General features: G+C 64.8%; 16 protein-coding genes. 8 read left to right on the top strand and 8 right to left on the bottom strand.

The window, feature by feature from the left end; translation table 11 throughout:
• Positions 1-11: 11 nt before the first annotated feature.
• A complete protein-coding gene (locus KF715_03925) occupies positions 12-1,277 on the top strand; it encodes a serine hydrolase (protein MBX3735816.1) in 1,266 nt (421 codons plus the stop codon).
• 142 nt (positions 1,278-1,419) lie between these two features.
• Entirely contained in the window at positions 1,420-1,980 is a 561-nt protein-coding gene (locus KF715_03920; protein MBX3735815.1) for a hypothetical protein, read from the top strand.
• A 109-nt stretch (positions 1,981-2,089) separates the two neighbouring features.
• Here KF715_03920 and KF715_03915 read toward each other — a convergent pair whose 3' ends face one another.
• From KF715_03915 to KF715_03895, 5 genes are all read right to left on the bottom strand, one after another.
• Positions 2,090-2,575: a hypothetical protein gene (locus KF715_03915; GenBank protein MBX3735814.1), complete on the bottom strand. Its 486-nt coding sequence runs from the start codon at positions 2,573-2,575 to the stop codon at positions 2,090-2,092.
• Between the two features lie 36 nt (positions 2,576-2,611).
• Complete coding sequence (locus KF715_03910) at positions 2,612-2,836, bottom strand: DUF2132 domain-containing protein (protein ID MBX3735813.1); 225 nt, start codon at positions 2,834-2,836, stop codon at positions 2,612-2,614.
• A 171-nt stretch (positions 2,837-3,007) separates the two neighbouring features.
• A complete protein-coding gene (locus KF715_03905) occupies positions 3,008-3,691 on the bottom strand; it encodes a hypothetical protein (GenBank protein ID MBX3735812.1) in 684 nt (227 codons plus the stop codon).
• Positions 3,692-3,696: 5 nt separating this feature from the next.
• A complete protein-coding gene (locus tag KF715_03900) occupies positions 3,697-4,353 on the bottom strand; it encodes a hypothetical protein (protein ID MBX3735811.1) in 657 nt (218 codons plus the stop codon).
• The gene (locus KF715_03895; GenBank protein ID MBX3735810.1) at positions 4,350-4,787 is read right to left on the bottom strand and encodes a hypothetical protein; all 438 of its coding nucleotides are present in this window, start codon (positions 4,785-4,787) and stop codon (positions 4,350-4,352) included. The genes KF715_03900 and KF715_03895 overlap by 4 nt, the downstream gene beginning before the upstream one ends.
• Positions 4,788-5,847: 1,060 nt before the next feature.
• Between KF715_03895 and KF715_03890 the strand changes: the two genes are divergently transcribed.
• Entirely contained in the window at positions 5,848-6,957 is a 1,110-nt protein-coding gene (locus tag KF715_03890; GenBank protein ID MBX3735809.1) for a hypothetical protein, read from the top strand.
• Between the two features lie 179 nt (positions 6,958-7,136).
• Here the strand turns inward: KF715_03890 and KF715_03885 are convergent, their stop codons facing one another.
• From KF715_03885 to tadA, 3 genes are all read right to left on the bottom strand, one after another.
• Positions 7,137-8,177: a restriction endonuclease gene (locus KF715_03885; GenBank protein MBX3735808.1), complete on the bottom strand. Its 1,041-nt coding sequence runs from the start codon at positions 8,175-8,177 to the stop codon at positions 7,137-7,139.
• A 27-nt stretch (positions 8,178-8,204) separates the two neighbouring features.
• A complete protein-coding gene (locus KF715_03880) occupies positions 8,205-11,378 on the bottom strand; it encodes a class I SAM-dependent DNA methyltransferase (GenBank protein ID MBX3735807.1) in 3,174 nt (1,057 codons plus the stop codon).
• A gap of 566 nt (positions 11,379-11,944) precedes the next feature.
• Positions 11,945-14,146 (bottom strand): Flp pilus assembly complex ATPase component TadA, encoded by a 2,202-nt coding sequence (gene tadA, locus KF715_03875; protein MBX3735806.1) that lies wholly within the window; start codon positions 14,144-14,146, stop codon positions 11,945-11,947.
• Positions 14,147-14,277: 131 nt separating this feature from the next.
• Here tadA and KF715_03870 point away from each other — a divergent pair, with 131 nt between their 5' ends.
• From KF715_03870 to KF715_03850, 5 genes are all read left to right on the top strand, one after another.
• The gene (locus tag KF715_03870) at positions 14,278-14,742 is read left to right on the top strand and encodes a YraN family protein (protein MBX3735805.1); all 465 of its coding nucleotides are present in this window, start codon (positions 14,278-14,280) and stop codon (positions 14,740-14,742) included.
• Between the two features lie 158 nt (positions 14,743-14,900).
• Positions 14,901-16,442, top strand: a complete 1,542-nt coding sequence (gene zwf / locus KF715_03865) for a glucose-6-phosphate dehydrogenase (GenBank protein MBX3735804.1) — start codon at positions 14,901-14,903, stop codon at positions 16,440-16,442.
• Positions 16,443-16,557: 115 nt separating this feature from the next.
• On the top strand, positions 16,558-17,520 hold the full coding sequence (locus tag KF715_03860) for a glucose-6-phosphate dehydrogenase assembly protein OpcA (protein ID MBX3735803.1): 963 nt from the start codon (positions 16,558-16,560) through the stop codon (positions 17,518-17,520).
• A 211-nt stretch (positions 17,521-17,731) separates the two neighbouring features.
• Entirely contained in the window at positions 17,732-18,475 is a 744-nt protein-coding gene (locus KF715_03855; protein ID MBX3735802.1) for a 6-phosphogluconolactonase, read from the top strand.
• Positions 18,476-18,630: 155 nt separating this feature from the next.
• A complete protein-coding gene (locus KF715_03850; GenBank protein ID MBX3735801.1) occupies positions 18,631-19,392 on the top strand; it encodes a hypothetical protein in 762 nt (253 codons plus the stop codon).
• The last annotated feature ends 42 nt before the right edge of the window (positions 19,393-19,434 follow it).

Raw genomic sequence — 19,434 nt, 5'->3', positions numbered from 1 at the left:
TGCACGGCATCATGCTGTGTGTCTCCGCCCTCCGTCGTCTCGCGGCGTGTTTCGCCGCGGTGGTCATGCTGTTTTCCGCGTCGCTCCGCGCCGCCGATCCCGCCACCCTCGGCTTCGATCCGGCGCGGCTCGCGCGGCTCGATGCGATGATCCAGCGCGAGATCGACGCCGGCAAACTCGCCGGCGCCGTCGCCATCGTGAAGCGCGACGGGCAGGATGCCGTCCTCAAGGCCTACGGCTACAGCGACGTCGAGAGCCGCCTCCCGATGCGCACCGACGCGATTTTCCGCGTCGCCTCGATGAGCAAGGCGTTCACGACCGTCGCCGCGCTCATGCTCTACGAGGAAGGCTATTTCCTGCTCAGCGATCCGATCAGCAAATGGATCCCCGAGTTCTCGCACTCCGTCGTCGCCGTGCCACCGCCGCCCGGTTCGCCGGCCGACGTGAAATACGTCACCGTGCCCGCGAAGCGCGGCATCACGATCCACGACCTGATGACCCACACCGCCGGGCTCACCTACGGCGATTTCCTTGCGAAGGAGGATTACCAAAAGGCCAGGTGCTATGGCTGGTATCTCGTGGACCACGACGAGACGATCGGCGACTTCGTGAAGCGCCTCGCGAAGCTCCCGCTCGCCACGCAGCCCGGCGAAGGCTTCGACTACGGCTACGGCAGCGACGTGCTCGGTTACCTCGTCGAGGTGATTTCCGGCCAGCCGCTGGACAAGTTCATCGAGGAGCGCATTTGCCGTCCGCTCGCGCTCAAGGACACCGGTTTCTATCTGCCCAAGGAAAAAGCCGACCGCCTCGCCGTCGTTTACGGCATCGTGAACGGCAAGCTCACGCGCATGGAGGACTCGACGCGCACCGATTTCATCGACGGCCCGCGCAAGCTCTTCTCCGGCGGCGCCGGCCTCGTCTCGACCGCGAGCGACTACGGCCGCTTTCTCCAGATGCTCCTCAACGGCGGCGAACTCGACGGCGTGCGCCTGCTCAGCCCGCGCACCGTGGCGCTCATGCACGTCAACCACACCGGCGATCTCTTCAAGTGGAGCACGCGCGCCTTCGGCCTCGGCTTCTGGGTCAACGAAGACCCCGGCAAGCTCGGCGAGAACATCGGGCAAGGCGCCTTCGGTTGGGGCAGTGCCTACTATCCCGAATACGCCGTCGATCCGAAGGAGCGCCTCGTGATGCTTCTGATGATGCAGCTCAAGCCCACCGACGGCGGAAACCTCAATCACCGCTACAAGCCCGTCATCTATCAGGCGCTGAAGTGAGGCGCGGCTAGGAGCATGTGCGCCGACGCACGGCACGAGCCGCACCAGTCGCCGGTTCGCCGTTTTCCGGCTTCCGCCCGCGCGGTCGTTCTGCGATGGCTGGGCTGCCCTCTGTAGTTCGTTCACCCCCAAAACTACCTCCATGCACCTCCTGTCCGCCCTCTGGTTGCCGGTGCTGCTCAGTGCAGTTGCCGTGTTCGTCATCAGCTCGCTCATCCACATGGTCCTCAAATGGCACGCCGGCGACTACGGCACGCTCGCCAACGAGGACGCCATCCGCGCCGCGATTCGCGCGGCCAATCCACCGCCTGGACGCTACGTCATCCCCGCCTGCGGCGACATGAAGGACATGGCGAGCGAGGAAATGAAACGGAAATACGCGGAAGGCCCCATCGGGCACCTGACCATCGGCCCGAACGGCCAGCCGAACATGGGAAAGTATCTCGGCCAGTGGTTCCTCTGGAGCCTCGTCGTGGCCGCGGTGGCCGGCTACCTCGCCGGCCGCGTGCTCGGCCTCGATCACAACCACGCCCGCGCCGCCGCGAAGCTGGTGGGAGCGGTGACCTTCATCGCGCACGGCTTCGGCACCGTGACGGAGTCGATTTGGATGATGCGGCCGTGGTCGAGTTCGGTGAAATACCTCGCGGACTCCGCGCTCTATGCGGTCGGCAGCGCGTTGGTCTTCCTGTGGCTTTGGCCGTAGGAAGCGGAGCGCGGCGCGAACCCCGCCCGTTCAGCCGCGCTTCCAGCCCACGTAGATTTCCTCCACCTTCGCGCGCGACTCCGGCGGGGCAGCCCGTCCGATTTGCCGCCTAGCTTGGCAATTCGCCTTGGCGCGCCTCGGCCTTCACTTTGGACCACTCTGTATTCGTATGGCTCTGCACGGCGGCGAGCAGAGCGCGGCATTTGAGCGCCGCCTCCGAGAATTTGCCGGCGCCGATCTGCCCTCGAATCTCATCCACCAGCTGCTGGATCAAGATGTCAGCCTCGTTGGGTTCGGTCGGTTGTAACAGCACTTGGATCCGGCGGCCTTGGGTGGCGAGCGCGATCAGAAGATCTTCGGCCTTGGTCGCTCCCGGCGATGGCGCCGCGGTCAGCGCGTCCGCGGTGCCGATAAACTCGGCGGTCGCGGTCCGCAGCTCCTGCACCCAGCGCAGACGCTCACCGGTTACGGTCACTGAGACGCGTTGGTGGCTCGCTGCGCGTCGAACGGCGAATAGGTTCCAGATGCTCACACCGAGGGTCAGTGTGCCGATGATTGCGACCCAGGCATCGATGGTCGTTTTTTCAGGGGACATCGGGCGATACTCCGAAAACAGACGTGCGGCGCAAGCTCACGCGCCGCGCTTCCAGCTGAAGTAGATTTCCTCCACCTTCGCGCGCGCCCACGGCGTTTTGCGCAGGAAGGTGAGCGACGACTTGATGCTCGGATCGAAAAGGAAACACCGCACCGGCACGCGCCGCCCCAACTCAGCCCAGCCGAATTCCGCCACGAGCTCCGTGAGCAATTTCTCGAGCGTGACGCCGTGCAGCGGATCGTGGGATTTGAATTCAGGCATGAGAGGGGGGCGGTAGCGAGTAGTGAGTAGCGGGTAGCGAGTAGACTCTCCGTCGCGGGAGCAAACCCGTAGCGACGAGCGCCGAGCGAGCCGACCGTCTGCGAATGACGAAAAGGACTCCGAGGTGCTCGCCGCCGTCCCCGGTGATGACATTGGCGCGGCGCAAAGAGCTCAACTGATCAGCAGCAAGCGCACGCCGCCCGGACCGAGCTCCGGCGCGCGATGCACGCACGGCGGCACCGGGTTGCCCGGATACTCCACGGCGATGCGCCAGAGATTGAAACACCCGAACGCGAACGGTTGTGCGCCCGGCCTCGCGGCGTAGTGCAGGTCGTAGGAGTGCTCCGCCAGGAACTCGCGGAAGCCGTCGTCGTCCGCGCCGCCGTATTGCCGGAGCAAGGCGGCGCGCGTGGGCGGATCGTCGACACGGCGCGTGGCGTCCTCGTTGCGCAGGCCTTCGCTCGTCGGGCCGAAATACGTGCACAGGTAGGTGTCGAGCGGCACCGGCGCCCGGTCGGCGTGCCACGAAAACACATCCGTCGCCACGATGGCGTCGGCATCGTCGTGGGCGGAACCGTTGATGAAGTTCAGCACCGGATCGAGCTGCCGGTCACGCAACAGCCGGAAGTCCGCCCGCATCGCGTCGAGGGCGAGACGTCCCGCCGCAGTCACGGGGAGCGCGCGCAATTCATCTGCCTCGAGGGTGTGGATGCCGGTTTCCTCGCGCGCGAGCCGCGCGGCGACTTCCGCGAAATCCCCCGGCAGCGAACGCGGCCAGCACAACGCGTTGAGCCCGTCGCACAGCGGCGTGCCGACCAGCTCGTCGAAACTGGAGACGTGGCGGAGATGTGACATCGATTTCAGGGATCGCGATCTCGCACCAAGCGATAGCGGTAGAGTTGTTCGTCCCAATATGCCAGCTCTGCACGCACCACGAGCTTCTCGGCGAACTCACCGTGCGGCAGCATGTAGTAGCACCGCACTTCAAAACGCTCCGGCGAGTCCTTTTCATGGCGCAAGGTGTATTCGAGAAACCAGATCGTTTCACTGAGCCGGCCGCCACTCTGTGCTGCGCTACCGGCCAACTGCGCCTGTTTCAAGAAGTCATCCAGCGGCAGCGGGTAAACAATCTCTTCAAGAGCTTTGGCGACGCGCGTGAGTCGATCGTCTGCGACACTGGCGGACGCGGATACTTGCAACATCGGCATGATAAAGTCGACGGCACCGCTATCGTCGTCGACTCGGAACCATGAATTCGGCGAGCCGTCAGGTGCCGTCGCATAGACTGTCCAGATGCGACGTCCTTTGTCCAAGCCCAGCGAGAAAGTCCACTGGCTGGTCGATGTAAGCGCATAGCTGCGGAGTTTGGCTTCCGACTGCACGCGGTCGGTGACCTGTGCGATCGTCATTCGCGAGCTGAGTCGCCCGGTCATCACGGGCGCGGGGCTTGGCACTTGGCAACCCGACAGCAGCGCCAGCCCTGCCAGCGCTCCGGCGGTCTTGAGCGGTGAGGTCATCGTGTCGGGGTCGCTTCGTAGGTCTCCACCACGCTCTCGCGCAGCAGCACGATCATCGTGAACACGCCGAGGGCCGTGCCGAAGGGGAACATCAGGCAACTGAGACCGGCGACCGCCAGCGAGAACACGCGCGCTTTCCGGCGCGCGATACACCGACCGGAAGCGAGCAGGAGTGCGCCGCCGCTCACCATGAAGAAGCCGCAGAAAACGTAGAACCAACGGAAAACCGCAAAGAACTGCGCGGGCGGCGGATTCCCGTTCTTTGCGGGCATCGACATCACCGCTTGCATGAGGGCCCAGTGCAGGCAGAGGAAGGCGATGCCGACGAGCGAGAGGCCCGCGAGCACGTAGTGAAACACGGCGAGCAATTTCAGATGATCCGCATCGATCTTGCGTTGATCGCGGAGGAGCGGAGGAAGGTTGGGGGAGTTCATGGAGGAACGGAGAAGGTCATCCGCCGGCCCAAGCGGTGCCCGCCAGCATCGCCAACGAAGCGGGGACCGCAAGTGCGAGGGCTGCGCGCTCGTCCGTTCCGACTGCGGCCGAGCGCCGGTCGTCGGTTAGATGCGGCGCGTGTCGCGCGGCTTTCGTGCCATCGCGTCGGGGCGGTTCGGTTCGCTCGGCTCGTATAGAGAAACGGCTCCGCCATGCGCGGCCCAGCTCGGCTCGGCGCAATTCTCTCCGCGCTACGGCAGAGTTCCTCGAGCGTGATGCCCGCCGAAGGATTGTTGGCTCGGGAGGCGTGGCTCGGCCGCGTTGCAAGGCCGGCCGCAGTGTGATGCGTTTGAGTCGACGCCGCGGAAGCGGCACCCGGAACCCCCGCCGATTCCCTCCAGTTTCAAGCTGTAGCTGGCGACGGCTGTGGCATTTAGGCGGGTCGGATAATTTGTGCGCAAGGCCGGCTAACTTTCTCTCAAGGAGAGACCCGATGGGCCGATGTTTCCCGCACGCTGAGTTCATCCTCCGATGGAACTACTGCGGTCGCGCTTCCGTTCGGGAAGAGAGGCCATGGGCAGCGAAAGTAATTTCACTCTCATGCGAACAAATCATTGGACCATTGCGCGCCGGATTGTCACCGGCGGCGCTCTCCTCATTGCACTCCTGCTCACGGTTGCGGCCGTGGGCTTCTTCTCCCTCCGTGCCGCCGCGGATCGGGCGGACCAGCGACTCGTCAACGATGCGGTGCCGGGAATTGTCTACGGCTCCGAAATGTTCGCGCAGTCACAGCGTCTGCAGGTTCGCGCCTTGCTGTTGGCGAGCTGCAAGGACCCGCAGGAAAAGCAGGAGCACCTGAAACACATGGCGCAGAATGCCGCCGAGTTCGACACCGCCTCCAAATCCTACGAAGCCGCGATCACCGATCCCAGCGATCGGGCGAATTTCGCCGACCTGCAAGTGAAGCACGCGCGCAACACGGAGGCCCGCCAAACCTACCTGAACCTGCTCGATGCGGGTAAACGGGAAGAGGCGGCCGAGTTCCTGCGCGTCACCTACATGCCGGCTTTCTTCGCTTACCGCGACCAGCTCGCGACGATGCTCAAGTGGAATCAGGACATCGCCGTAAAGGTCGGTAACGACATCCACGAGAGCGCGAACAACGCCGCCAACTGGGCCGGCAGCATTGCGCTCGGCGCGCTGGTCGTGGCAGGTGTTGTCGGCTGGATAGTGATTCGCGGCATCAATCGCGTGCTGCACGCCACGGCGCGAGCACTCGACGAAGCGTCGTCCCAAGTGGCGTCCGCGGCGGTGCAGGTTTCCTCCAGTTCGCAGTCCCTCGCCGAGGGCGCGAGCGAGCAGGCGGCCTCGTTGGAAGAGACGTCCGCCTCGCTCGAGGAGCTGGCGTCCATGACCAAGCGCAACGCCGAAGGCGCGACGGATGCGAAGCAAACCGCCAGCGCCGCGCGCAGCTCGGCCGATCGCGGCGCCGAGCAGATGCGTGCGATGCAGGCGGCCATGCAGGCCATCAAGCTGGCCTCGGAGGAAATCACCAAGATTCTCAAGACGATCGACGAGATCGCGTTTCAGACGAACATCCTCGCACTCAACGCCGCGGTCGAAGCCGCCCGCGCCGGTGAGGCCGGTGCCGGCTTCGCCGTCGTCGCCGAAGAGGTTCGCAATCTCGCCCAGCGCTCTGCGCAGGCAGCGAAGGAAACCGCCGCCAAGATCGAGGACTCCGTGACCAAGAGCGCGCAGGGCGTCCAAATCAGCACCGAGGTCGCGCGCAGCTTCGAGGAGATCCAAGGCAATATCCTCAAGCTCGACAGTCTCGTGGCGGAGATCGCCACCGCGTCGAGCGAGCAAAGCACCGGCATCGGTCAGGTGACCGGCGCGGTCTCGCAAATGGACAAGGTTACCCAGGCCAACGCCGGCAACGCGGAGGAAACCGCGGCGGCGGCCGAGGAGCTGAGCGCGCAATCGCAAGTCCTCAAGGAGAACGTCGGCGCACTGCAGGCTCTCGTCGGCGGTCGCGTCAGCGACGAGGCCCCGGCGTCCCGCCCAGCGATCCGGACCCCGTCCGCCCCGTCGCGCACGCGTCAACCTGCGATTCAAAAGCCGGCGCTCGGCACGGCCAAGGCGCCGGTCAACGATCCCCATTTCGTCTGATTGTTCGCAGACGAACGAAGCGGCAGGCGGCTCGTCCGCCTGCCGCTTTTCTTTGGCCCCGCTCAGTCTGCGCGGCGGCGCGCCAAAATCAGCCGCTCCAGCTCAACTCTGGCCGCGGAACGATCGGGAGCAGGCTGCGCGAGCATTTCCTCCTCCCGCGCAAAAATCATACGCGCAGGTCACTCTTCCTCTGCCGTCGCAACGGTCCAGACGCGCTTCAAGGGGAGCTCGGCGCGGATGTCTTCGTCGAGTTTGTCGTAGTGGGCGAAGATCGCGGCGAGCAGATCGTCCAGCGTCCAGAGGCGGACCTTGAAGAAGCTCGTGACCAGCTCGCGCTGGACGTTGGATTTGTAGCCGGAGCGCGATACGAACAGCCCTTCGTTGGCGCCGAATTTGGTGATCGCGCCGATCAATTTGTCGACCGTCGGACGATCGATCGCCGTGGCCCCCGATTTCACCTCGACGACGAGACGGTTGCCGCCGAATCCCATCGCGCCGTTGCCCGCCAGAATGTCCGCTCCGCCATCGGGTCCGGCAGGGCTGACATGCGTGGTGTAACCCTGAGCACGCAGCACCGCATCGACGAGGCGCGTGAAGTCGTGTTCCTTGAAACGCGCGGCGATCAACTTGGCGATCTGATCGCGACCCTGTTCCTCCAAATCCGCAAACGGCACGACCTCGTCCGTCTGGGTTTGCTCGGCGTCTTCGCCCTCGTAGCCGAGCAGCGGATCGGGTCCCCAATTGCTCTCGCGCATGGCTTGGATGCGCTCCTCGGCGTCGTTCCGCTTGATGCGGCAAATGGTCATGAAGGCTCCGAAGCTGTGCAGGAGGTCCTGGCGAAAGTGGGTGCGCGGCACGGCATCGCCGAGCCATTTGACGGCGCGCCAGTGGTAAAACGGCGCGGGGCCGTTCGGCTCGTAGCGGTAGTCGCCGGTGATCTCGCCGATGGCGACCGAGGGTTGCGCCTTCAACGGCAACACGACGAGGTCGCCTTTCTTGATCTCGTGCGCGAAGGGCCATACTTGGCTGACCCAGTTGTGCACCGTCTTGGGCTTCGCCCCGGGGTAAGCCTGGGTCATCGCCGCGAACAATGCGTCGCGATCCGGGAGTTTGGCGAGATTCGGGAGCTTGCGGTCCCAGGTGACGTAGACGCGGTTATCGACGCCGAATTTGATTTCGTGTTCGCCGTGCGAGCCGGCGCGGATGAGCCAGATTGCCATGGTGTGCGAGGGGGAAATTGTGCCGACTCAGATTAACTCGTCGTCGGATTTTTCGCGCTGGGGCTTGCGGGTCTTTGGTTTCGCAGTGGCGGCGGTCTCGGCGGCGGCACGCGAGAGATTCAACGCGAGGAGGCGTTCGAGAATTTGCTCGTCGCTGAGATCGGCGGGCCAGCCGTAGGCGGCGGCGACGGCGGCATCGAGTTTCTGATGCGCGTGGTCGAGCCAGGCGGGGCGCTCGTTATAGAGGGCGGTGAGCGTGCGCTTCTTCAACTCGGCGGCGCATTTCTCGTTGCGCGGTTCGAGGCGCGGGTAGCGGACGGTGCCGACGCCAGCGGCGTTGACGGTCGTGGTGTCGATGAAGCGCGACCACGGGCCGCCGACGGAGCCGGGGAATTCGAGCGTCACCGTCTTCGTCCACTCGGGCGGATTCAGCCAGCGCTCGCGGAGGTCGTTCAATTCCTTCGCGGCGGCGGCGATGGCGGCGCGGTGCGCGGCCTCGCCGTAGGGCGCGGCGGGTTCCTTGGCGAAGAAGTGGTGCGCGGACGCGGCCTCGGATTGCGGCGTGCTCTCGCCCTGCGGCAACGGATCCTTCAGCGCGAACGGGAAGGGGAAGGTCTCGAAGCAGGTCGTCGGCGTGTAGCGGAAACCGGATTCGCGTTCGCGAACTTGGGTGCCCTGTTTGCCTGCCCAAATCCTATGGTGTCGGGAGTGAAGAAATCCGAAAAGCGCGTCACCCGAATCCGCAAAGGCGAAGACCGCACTGTCCGGGAGCAATGGACGCTGCATCCAGACGAACAACTGATGCTTCGCGACGCGCGGCATGACCAAGAAGCGTGGCAATGGTGAAAGAGCGGCGTGGAGATCGGGTCGTGCCCGTTCATGCTGCCACCATGTTCCGACTGTGGTGCGGGATTTGGCTCTTTCCGGTTTCACGACCGTGAGCGCATGGGCGAATGGCGCTTTGTATTGCGCGCACCAAGATTCTTTCTTCCCCATCCCGAAGTCCACAATCCACATCGGAGCCAGTCGTCGGGTGACAGCCAATCCGTTGGCCCACGGAACCAGAACGTCGGAATTGGGCCTTCCGCTCGGGTTCGGTGCGAGAAGCCAGCTCTGCGCTGTGGAGTCGTCGATGTCGAACGAGCCGCCCTTGGTGTCACCCATGAAGGCGATGTCGGCCATCGAGGGCAGCCGCTGAGCGAGTGTCGTGTCGCCGGGTTGGGAGGTGAGATTGGAGTGGATTTGCGCCACAGCGGAGCCGTCGAGCTGACGGCTGGTCTCGCTGCCGTCGTCGAAGCCGACCAGCGAGGTATGGACATTTGCACCGTCGAGCACCCAATCACGGTCGCTGACGGCGAAGAAAATGTCGCCCGTCTCCTTGATACGCTTCAAGACCTCGCGGTTAGCTCCGCCGCGGATAGCTTGGGTGCCAAGCAGCCCGACGCGGCGGCATTCTTTTTTCTCGATCTGTTTTCGCGCCTTCTCGAACCAGTAGCAGCACAAGTCAGCTTGCGGTTCGACTCGGTGGTCGAATGTAGAGAACAGCGCTACAACGTAGTCGTCGCCAAGCATGCGACGTAGAAGCTTGCCGCCTTTCCATGGCGGATTGCCCACAATCACGTCGCACTTGGGCCATTCGCGCTCGGTGTAGAATTTCAGATTCGTATCGACGGTGTGCTCGTCGGCGCGAGCTTCCTTGAGGTTGCGGGGCTTGCGGCCGAAGTGAGGCTCGAGCAGCGCGTCCTCGTTGTGGAAACCGTCGAGGTTTTGCAGGACGGGCGTGCGGTCGTTTTCGAAGCCATTGTCGCGCCGCCACTGGAGGTAGCCGATCTGCACGGAGACCTGCGCGAGTTCGTAGGCGTAAGGGTTGATCTCGATGGCGCGGAGCTGCGACACGCCGACTTTCGGCGCGAGCTTGAAGCCGAGCTGCGTGGCGTAGGCGAGGACCTCCTTTTCGAGCGCGAGGAGGAGCTGGAGCGAGACGTAGAGGAAATTGCCGCTGCCGCAGGCGGGATCGAGCACGGTGGTGTCGGCGAGTTGCTTCTGAAACGCGGCCAGCTCGTCGCGCTGCGCGGGCGTGCCTTTGCCCTTGGCGTAGGCGTGAGCGAGCGTGCGCTTGAGCGCAGACCACTCGCGGCGCAGCGGGGCCATGAGCACGGGCTCCACGAGCGTCTTGATGTCGGCCTCGCTGGTGTAGTGCGCACCGAGTTGGGAGCGCTGCTCCGGCTCCAGCGCGCGCTCGAACAACGTGCCCATGATGCTGGGCTGGATGAACTGCCAGCTGTATTCGCCGGCCTCGGCGAGGAGCTTCAACTCGTCGTCGGTGAGTTCGAAGACGGTGGCTTCCTCGAAGAGATGGCCGTTGAAGTGGCGGATCTTGTCCTTCCCGAAAGTGCCGCCGGTGGCCATGACGGCGAAGAGGTTCTCCATCGTCGTGGCGAGGTGGTGCGGGTCGTCGAGGCCGCCCTTGAGGAGATTGGAGAAGAGATCGGGCGGGAGGAGGCCGGTGTCCTCGGCGAAGAAGCAGAAGACGAGACGATTCAGGAAGCGGGCGATGCGGAGATTTTTGCGCTGGGCAAAATTCATCTCGGCGCGCGTCTTCGCGTCGGCGAGTTCGACGGCTTCGCGCTTCTGGAGGGATTTGGCGATCTCGGCGATGTGGCGGGCGAGCGCCTCGGTGACTTCGGCGGTGGTGCGGACGGGTCGGAGCGACTCCGGATCGGTGAAGAGCGCGCGGAGGATGCGCCAGTTCTTCGGGTCGTCGATGCGTGTGAGGTGGAAGTCGTGGACCTCCTGCACCGTGCCGTTGAAATTGGTGCGGATGATGAAGTTTTCGAAATCGCAGACGACGAGCAGAGGCGGGTTGAGGAGCGACTCGCGGTAGCGCTGGAGCTGGCGGTAGGCCTCGTCGAGGTCCTTGTGCTTGCCCTTGTATTCCCAGGCGAAGGCGTCCTTGCGCCACACGTCGGCGAAGCCGCGTTTTTCCTTCGGAGCTTCGGAGCCGTCGGGCTCGACGGCGTAGAGTTCGAGGTCCTTGACGACGCGCTTCTGGAAGCAGAACCAATCGCTGCCGGTGGGGTCGGCCTCGGCCGGAGTGGGGAGGCCGAGAAGATGGCAGAGGTCGTTAAAGTGCTCCTGATAGGCGGAGGTCTCCTTGCCTTGGTAGCGGAGCCACTTCTTTTTGAATTCGGCGACGGTCATCGGATGCGGGGTGAGAGCAACGCGCGCACGCGCGGGAGGCAAGGCGGGAGCGCCGAGCGGAGGACGGCGAACCGATGACGGTGGGCGAACGCGAGAATGGCGGCGGGCGGGGCGGGGCATGACGGGAGCAGACGTTTCGCTCGGCGTGGCCCCGCCGGGCGTGGTGCGGTGGAAGTTTTCGCGCGCGGAGCGGGGGGGCGGCAAGGGGAAACCAGTAGCGGGTGGGGGCCGCGAGGTATTAGCGGGTAGCGAGTGGGTGGAGACGGACGGGCGGGGCGCGGAACGCTGGATGCAGAGGATTGCGGGCTGACGGCTTGCTTGATCGGGTCGCTGGCTCTCCCCGCTACGTGCGTGGCCGCCCCGCAATGGGGCGCGCGCAAGCGCGCTGCCTGCTGGACGGCGAATGGAGGACGGGGCGCGAAGGGCGATTGGGGACAACCGCACCTACCGGTGCTGAATTCCTGAACGCCGAAGGCTGAACGCTACGCTCGATGCTGAACGCAGAATGCCGAATGCTGTGCGCTGAACGCTGAATTCCTGATCGCTGACAGCTGAAGGCTGATCGCTTACAGGATCAGATCCGGCGGGACGTTGGCGAGGGCGTCTTCCATCGTCGTGAGGCCCATCTTCACCTTCAGCATCGAGTCCTGGTGGAGCGTCTTCATGCCGTTCTTCATCGCGACGCGTTTCAGCTCGGCGACTTCGGCTTCCTTGTTGATCGCCTCGGTGAGCTCCTCGGAATTTGTCATCAGCTCGTGGATGCCGACGCGACCCTTGTAGCCAGTGCCGCCGCAGATGTGGCAGCCGCCCGGGTTGGCTTTGAAAATTTCGGGCGCGTCGCCTTCGAGGCTGAGCGCTTTCTTGAGAATCTCCCACTCGCGGCCCTCGGGTTTGTATTTCACTTTGCAGTTCTTGCACACGCGGCGGAGGAGGCGCTGGGCGCAGACGCAGACGAGCGAGGCGGAAATGTTGAACACCTCGACGCCCATCTCGCCGAGACGCGCGACGGTGGACGGCGCGTCGTTGGTGTGGAGCGTGGAGACGAGCAAGTGGCCCGTGAGTGCGGCTTCGACGGCGATGCCGGCGGTCTCCTCGTCGCGGATTTCGCCGACGAGGATGACGTCGGGGTCCATGCGGAGATAGCAGCGGAGGGCGCGCGCGAAGGTGAGGCCGATCTGGCGGTTCATCTGCATCTGGTTGATGCCGCCGAGTGTGTATTCGATGGGGTCTTCCGCGGTCTGGATGTTGATGTCGGGCGTGTTGATCTCGCCGAGCGCGGAGTAGAGCGTCATCGACTTGCCGGAGCCGGTCGGGCCGCAGTGCAGGATCATGCCGTAGGGCTGGCGGATGCAGTCGCGGTATTTTTGGAGGTTTTCGTCGGAGAAGCCGAGGGCGGGGAGCGGCAGCGTGGATTTCTGTTTGTCCAGAATACGCATGACGACCTTCTCGCCGTGGTTCATCGGACCGGTGGCGACGCGAAGGTCGATGTCGATGTTCTTCTTCGTGTATTTCTTGAAGACGATGCGTCCGTCCTGCGGCAACCGGCGCTCGGAGATGTCGAGGTTGCACATGATCTTGAGGCGGGCGACCATGGCACCGACGACCTGCTTAGGGAGGCGGAGCTTCTCGATGCACATGCCGTCGATGCGGTAGCGGACCATGAGCTCCTTTTCCTGGGGCTCGATGTGGATGTCCGACGCGCCGGCGATGTAGGCGTCCTCGATGATGCGGTTGACGAGCTGGATGATCGGGGCGGAGTCCTCCTTGTCGAGTTCCTCGGCCTTCACCTCGGCGCTGCCGTCGCCGGAGTAGGCGCCCCCGATGAGGTCGGCGACTTCGGTGATGTCGACGTCGTCCTGCTCGACCTTGGGGCCGGCGGCGGCCTTGGAGTCCTTGAAGTGTTTCTTGAGCAGTTCCTCGAGGTAACTGGCGGGGATGACGCGCACGTCCTCGATGTGCAGCTCGCACGCGGTCTGGAACGACTCGCGCTTGGCGTAGTCGAGCGGGTTGGTCATCAGCACGCTGACGCCGGTGGGGCCGACTTTCTTGACGGGGAAAACCTGTTCGCGGCGGATGACGGCGTCGCCGATGACTTCGACGAGTTTTTCGTCGACCTCGCCGTCCTCGACTTTGGTGACGAGCGGGAGGTCGGTGAAGCGCGCGATGAATTTCGCGGTGTCCTCGGCGCTGAGCTGGAACTTCGGGTCCAGCATGCGCTGGATGAGCGTGGAGGAATACTCCGCGACTTCCTGCAGCATCCCGAGGTCCTTCTGCGTGAACTGGCCGTTGGTGCCGGCGGAGGGCTCCTTGTTGAGCACCTGGATGGCGCCGATGACGATGTTGGTCTTCAGCGGCACGGTGAGCATCGAGTGGACCTCGAAGCCCGTGTTCATGTTCTTGAGCGAAGCGGCCTCGGCGCCCTTGTTGCTGAAGAAAAGCGGTTCGCCGGACGAGATGACCTTGCCGACGTTGCCGGTGCCGGCGGGGAGCCGGAGCGCGAGGAGTTTTTTCGCGGTCTCCTTGAACTGGATTTCCTTGTCCTTGTCCTGGCCCCAGAGGGTGGGCGAATAGTAGACCTGTTTGAACGCGATCTCGCCACCCTCGACGAGGTAGAGCGTCATGGACTGGGCTTGGAGGGCCTCGACGACCTTGCTGGCGGTGAGCTCGATGACCGAGGCGACATCCTCGCGGCTCGGGGCCGGCTTCGAAATGACTTTGATGAGCAGCGAACGCCGAAGCGTGCCGGTGAGGTTGCTGGGATTGGCCATGTCAGGTCAGGTGACGCGGGAGCCGCGCGGGGATTAAGAGGCGGCGAGCTAAATCGCTCTTGCGTGTAGGTCAAAAAAACCGCGTCGTCGAGGGCGAACTACCCATGCTCGCGTGGCTCAACGATGTGTGGATGCGGATCGCGGCGCCGAGCGGAGAAACTCCCGCGGCCGCCGAGGCAGGGGCGCGTGGCGAGGCGGCGGCGGCGGATTTTTTGGCGAAGCGCCATGGCTTCGTGATCGTCGCGCGCAACTGGCGCAGCCCGCGCGACCGGCGCGACGAGATCGATCTCGTCGCGCGCGACGGCGACGTGCTCGTCTTCGTCGAAGTGAAGGCGCGCAGCGCGGACGCGCTCGTGCCCGGCTACTACGCCGTGGATCGCCGTAAGAAGCGCGTGCTCCAGCGCGCCGTGCACGCATATCTCAGCGCGTTGTCGGCGCCGCCGCGGACGTTCCGCTTCGACGTCGTGGAGGTGGCGTTGAGCGAGCGCTTGCCGCCGCAGTGTCTGCATTTCGAAAACGTGCCGCTCTTCCCGAAGGGTTACCACGTCGCGCGCCAGAGCGGATCGATCGATCAGGTGCGCGACAACGCGCGGTGACGCGCTCGCGCCTGAGCGAGGAGGGAGGCGCGCGCAAGCGCGCTGCCTACGAAGAGCCTCTGCGCCGCTGCGCGCCGTCCGGTCGCACGCGTCACACGCTCGTGTCATCGGGGAATAATTCCTTGGCGATTTTGACGCGGCGGCGCATGGTGCGACGCATGTCCGACCACGAACGGCATCCGTTCCTCCACGGCCTCAGTAAACACCGCGGCGCTCCGCCCACGGTGGTCGTCATCTTCGGCGCCTCCGGCGACCTCACGGCGCGCAAGCTCATCCCCGCGATCTACAACCTCGCGCTCGACGGCCTGCTGCCGGCGGACTTCTTCCTCATCGGCTACGGCCGCAAGCCGATGCCCGATGCGGAATTCCAGGCGCTGTCGGTCGGCGCGATCAAGGAATTCTCCCGCCGCGAACTGCGCGACGAGGTTTGGTCGCGCCTCGCCCCGCGCACGGTCTACGTCAGCGGCGGTTACGACGAGGCGGCGGCATTCGCCACGTTGGCGCGGAAAATTTCGGAGCTCGAAAAACAGATCGGGCAGGATGTGCAGACACTGTTCTACATCTCGACGCCGCCGTCGGTCTTCGCGCCGATCATCCAGAATCTCGGCACGAGCGGACTCGCCGCGCGCCACCTCGGACAAGTGACGCAGTCGAAGGTCATCATCGAAAAACCCTTCGGCAAGGACCTCGCCAGCGCGCAGGCGCTGAACCAGGAGCTGACGTCCGTGTTCGAGGAATCGCAGGTCTTCCGCATCGATCACTACCTCGGCAAGGAGACCGTGCAGGACCTGCTCGTGCAGCGCTTCGCCAACGCCATCTTCGAGCCGCTCTGGAACCGCAATTTCATCGACCACGTCCAGATCACCGTCGCCGAGGAAGTCGGCGTCGAGGCACGCGCCGGTTACTACGAGCAGAGCGGCGCGTTGCGCGACATGATCCAGAATCACACCATGCAGCTCGTAGCGCTCACCGCGATGGAGCCGCCCGTGTCGCTCGATGCCGAGGCGATCCGCGACGAGAAGGTGAAACTCCTCCGCGCGATCCAGCCGCTGCGCCTCGACGGTCCGCAAGCCGATGTCGCGCGCGCGCAATACGCCGAAGGCCTGCTCGCCGGCAAGCCGGTGCCCGGTTACCTGACCGAGAAGGACGTCGCGCCGACGAGCGCGACCGAGACCTACGCCGCGCTGCGCCTCAACATCAACAACTGGCGCTGGCACGGCGTGCCGTTCTACATCCGCTCCGGCAAACGCATGGCGCGCCGCGTCACGGAGATTGCGATCCGTTTCAAGCGCGCACCCGGAAACATCTTCGCCGAGTCGGACCGCTTCCAACTCGCCGCCAATACGCTCGCGTTCCAGATCCAGCCGGACGAGGGCATGAGCATGATCCTCAACGCGAAGATCCCCGGCCTCGAGACGCGCACGCAGCCGGTGAAGATGAACTTCAAATACGCGACGACGTTCGGTTCGAACACGCCCGAGGCCTATGAGCGGCTCGTGCTCGATGCGATGATCGGCGACGGCACGCTCTTCATCCGCGGCGACGAGACCGAGCGCTCGTGGGAGCTGATGACGCCGATCCTCGAACACTGGAAACAGCAGGGCCGCGCCGGCATGGACGCCTACAGCGCCGGCTCGTGGGGCCCGAAGGCCTCCGCCGATCTGCTCGCCGCGAATGGGCACAGCTGGAGAGAGCCGTGATGAGCCTCTGCCACCGCATCCTCTCCGTAGGGGCGCAGTCTTGCTGCGCCCTTGCCTCGAGCAGCGCTGTCGCGGGCGCAGCAAGACTGCGCCCCTACGAAACGCTCGGCCGCTGATGCACGCGATCTTCAACGCCCTGCCCGGAATAGAGGTGCCGGTCGGCGGCATCAACGCGGGTTTCCAGAAAATCTGGGCCGACACGCCGGCGAAGGACAGCCGCGCCACGCAGCTGAATCTCGTGCTGCATCTCGGAATCAACACCACGCCGGAGGACGCGGAGCAGCAATTCCGCACGACGGTCGAGTTCGCGCAACGTTACCCGTGCCGCGTCGTCGTGCTGTGTCCGGAGTCCGATTCCGCCGCGGAAAAACTTTTCCGCGCGAAGATCTACGGCGAATGCTTCCTCGGCAAATCCGGCAAGGACACGCGTTGCTGCGAGTTCGTCGTGCTCGCCTATCCGGTGGGCACGCACGACTTCCTGCAAAACCAAGTCTCGGTGTGCCTTTCGACCGACCTGCCGCTGTATTATTGGGCGCACCGGTTTTCGTCGAATCAGCGGCTCGCGGCCTACGATTACCTGCTGACGCGCTCGCGGCGCGTGCTGTTCGACAGCGCGGTCGTGCCGGAGGACGCCTTCACTTTCCCGTGGCCGAATCCCTCGGCAGTGCGCGATCTCGCGTATACTCGGACGCGTCCGCTGCGGCAGACGATCGGGCAATTTCTCAGCCGCTACGCGCCGGCCGACATCGTCGCGAGCCTGCGCGGCGTCACGATCCGGCATCGTCGCGATTTCGCGCCCGAGGCGGCGGCGATGAGCGGCTGGCTGAAAAAGGGCCTAGCGCGCTGCGGCGCGAACGCGGACGCGCTGACGTTCACCGTGACGGGGCAGGATTGCACGGGCTGCTTCTCGATCGCGTTCGATTACGGCACGACGGGGAAGCAGTTCGCCTGGTCGGCCGACCTCACGGATCGCGTGGCAGATTTCGAAGGCGATCTCGGCCACGGCCGCACGACGCTGACGGCGACCGCGCGCCTGCTCGAGCCGGCGGACGCGTTGAGCGAGGCGATGTTTTACTGAGCGGGGAGCGGTCAGCTTTCAGGAAGCAGGGGTAACGCTGTAGGGCGGGGTCTCCTGACCCCGCCGCGAACATGGCGACGGCGGCGGACGACGGCGGGGTCGGGAGACCCCGCCCTACAGGGGGGCGCTTACGCGGCGAGCGCGGAGCGAGCCGACGCTCTTGCCACTTGTTACTTGGCACTTCGAACTTTCCGCGCTGCTTTGAGCGCGGATGAAGGAACTCAGCTCCAGCTACGGTCGTGTGTTCATCGGCACGAAGGAAGATTGTTTCCGCACGGCGGTGTTCGTGGCGGAAGGTCAGCGCGGACAGACGCCGCCGAAAAAGCATTTCACGTGGGCGCTGACCGGCGGCTCGACGCCGAAGGAGTGGTATCAGTGGTGCGTGGCGAAGGACGCGCTGTCGCCGACGACGGTGGCGACGACGCACTGGTTCGTGAGCGACGAGCGCTATGTGCGGCCCGACTCCTTCGAGAGCAATTTCGGCAACGCCGACCGTCTGCTGTTGAAGCCGCTCGGCATCCCGCCGGACCGCAAGCATCCGTGGTCGACCGGCGTTCCGCCGGCGATGGCGGCGCTCGAATTCGGACGCATCAATGCGCCGTGGTTTGGCCGCGACCGGACATTCGACGTGTGTTTCGCGGGCATGGGCGACGACGGGCACACGCTGTCGCTGTTCCCGGGCAGTCCGTTGCTGCGCGACGATGGCGGAGCTTTTTTTGCCGCGATCGACGTTCCGGGAAGAGGCTGGCGACTGACGCTGACGCCGAGCGGATTGAAGGCCTGCGGGCTGGTTGTGATCATGGTGCTCGGCGCCGGCAAGGCCGACACATTGCACCGCGTGCTGGCGGGTGAATTCAATCCGCAGCAGATGCCGGCGCAGGTGACGAAGAGCATCCGCGACAAGGTCGTGTGGCTCGTGGACGAGGACGCCGCGGCGAAATTTCTGGCCGGGTGAGGCGGTCGCGAATCGTTGACGGCTGGGCGCTGCGGCGTCGCGGGTGAGCGCGCGTTCGCACGTGTTCGCGCTGCGCGGCCGAGGTTGGCACGTCCGTTGCAAGGAAGGTGTGGCGCGGGAATACCCCGGCAAATTTCTCCCCCTCAACTCCTCCAATGAACGTGTCCTCGTCTGGGTTTACCCTCTCCGAAACGACTTCAGCCCGAGCCGGCGACAGGCCGGAACGTCGGACCGATCTCGCCGAAGCTGCAAAAAATGCCGGAAGCGGCGAAGCGGCCGGCGCCGGCGGGCAGCAGGCCGAGTTCCGCGCTTGGATGGCGAAATATTTCCAACGCGGAATCAGCGATGACCGCCGGCAGGAGGTGGAGCATTACGCCGCGCAGTTCGAGCAGTTGATCCAACGCGCCGAGCAGGCCGACGCCGAGGCTGCGCCGGAGGAATTTCTGCGGGGGCTGTCTTCCGACGAACGAGCGGTGCTACAGCACATGCACGGCTTGGTGGACGCGATTGAACCGGGGAAACTGTCCAAGGAAGGTGCGGTCAATCTCCTGCGGTCACCGGGCAGCGCGCGGGACATTGATCGCGACGGCTTCCAGATGGTCGGAAAGGCGAAGACGTGGACCTTCCCGCCGCCTGACGCTCCGGCCTCGGTGAAGCAGGCGTGGGAGGACACCACGCGCGGATTGAGCGAATCGGACGTGTTTCTGCTGCAAGGGACTTTCCTGCCGATCTCCGTTCCGGGCTACGAGTCGCCGAGCGCGTATCAGGGTGCCGAGACGGACTACGTGGGTTTCGTGCGCCATGCGCTCGCGGCGGCGGAATACGGCCGGGCGTTCGACCAACCTTGGCAGGTCGAGACGCGCAATCGGCAAATCGTCCTGCTGCAGGACCTGATCTCCCACCTCGATTCGGCGTAACGCCGCGCGGCGACAGTCCGCGGTGTTGCGGACACGGCGCAG

The organism is Candidatus Didemnitutus sp., from assembly GCA_019634575.1.
Lineage (GTDB): Bacteria > Verrucomicrobiota > Verrucomicrobiia > Opitutales > Opitutaceae > Didemnitutus.
Note: the sequence above shows the minus strand (reverse complement) of the source record. Positions and strands in the feature narration are given on the sequence as shown.

Bases quoted from the DNA above. Each gene is read 5' to 3' on its own strand.
- KF715_03925 (MBX3735816.1), top strand. From the start codon at position 12: ATGCTGTGTGTCTCCGCCCTCCGTCGTCTCGCGGCGTGTTTCGCCGCG.
- KF715_03920 (MBX3735815.1), top strand. From the start codon at position 1,420: ATGCACCTCCTGTCCGCCCTCTGGTTGCCGGTGCTGCTCAGTGCAGTT.
- KF715_03915 (MBX3735814.1), bottom strand. From the start codon at position 2,575: ATGTCCCCTGAAAAAACGACCATCGATGCCTGGGTCGCAATCATCGGC.
- KF715_03910 (MBX3735813.1), bottom strand. From the start codon at position 2,836: ATGCCTGAATTCAAATCCCACGATCCGCTGCACGGCGTCACGCTCGAG.
- KF715_03905 (MBX3735812.1), bottom strand. From the start codon at position 3,691: ATGTCACATCTCCGCCACGTCTCCAGTTTCGACGAGCTGGTCGGCACG.
- KF715_03900 (MBX3735811.1), bottom strand. From the start codon at position 4,353: ATGACCTCACCGCTCAAGACCGCCGGAGCGCTGGCAGGGCTGGCGCTG.
- KF715_03895 (MBX3735810.1), bottom strand. From the start codon at position 4,787: ATGAACTCCCCCAACCTTCCTCCGCTCCTCCGCGATCAACGCAAGATC.
- KF715_03890 (MBX3735809.1), top strand. From the start codon at position 5,848: ATGCCGGCTTTCTTCGCTTACCGCGACCAGCTCGCGACGATGCTCAAG.
- KF715_03885 (MBX3735808.1), bottom strand. From the start codon at position 8,177: ATGGCAATCTGGCTCATCCGCGCCGGCTCGCACGGCGAACACGAAATC.
- KF715_03880 (MBX3735807.1), bottom strand. From the start codon at position 11,378: ATGACCGTCGCCGAATTCAAAAAGAAGTGGCTCCGCTACCAAGGCAAG.
- tadA (MBX3735806.1), bottom strand. From the start codon at position 14,146: ATGGCCAATCCCAGCAACCTCACCGGCACGCTTCGGCGTTCGCTGCTC.
- KF715_03870 (MBX3735805.1), top strand. From the start codon at position 14,278: ATGCGGATCGCGGCGCCGAGCGGAGAAACTCCCGCGGCCGCCGAGGCA.
- zwf (MBX3735804.1), top strand. From the start codon at position 14,901: ATGTCCGACCACGAACGGCATCCGTTCCTCCACGGCCTCAGTAAACAC.
- KF715_03860 (MBX3735803.1), top strand. From the start codon at position 16,558: ATGCACGCGATCTTCAACGCCCTGCCCGGAATAGAGGTGCCGGTCGGC.
- KF715_03855 (MBX3735802.1), top strand. From the start codon at position 17,732: ATGAAGGAACTCAGCTCCAGCTACGGTCGTGTGTTCATCGGCACGAAG.
- KF715_03850 (MBX3735801.1), top strand. From the start codon at position 18,631: ATGAACGTGTCCTCGTCTGGGTTTACCCTCTCCGAAACGACTTCAGCC.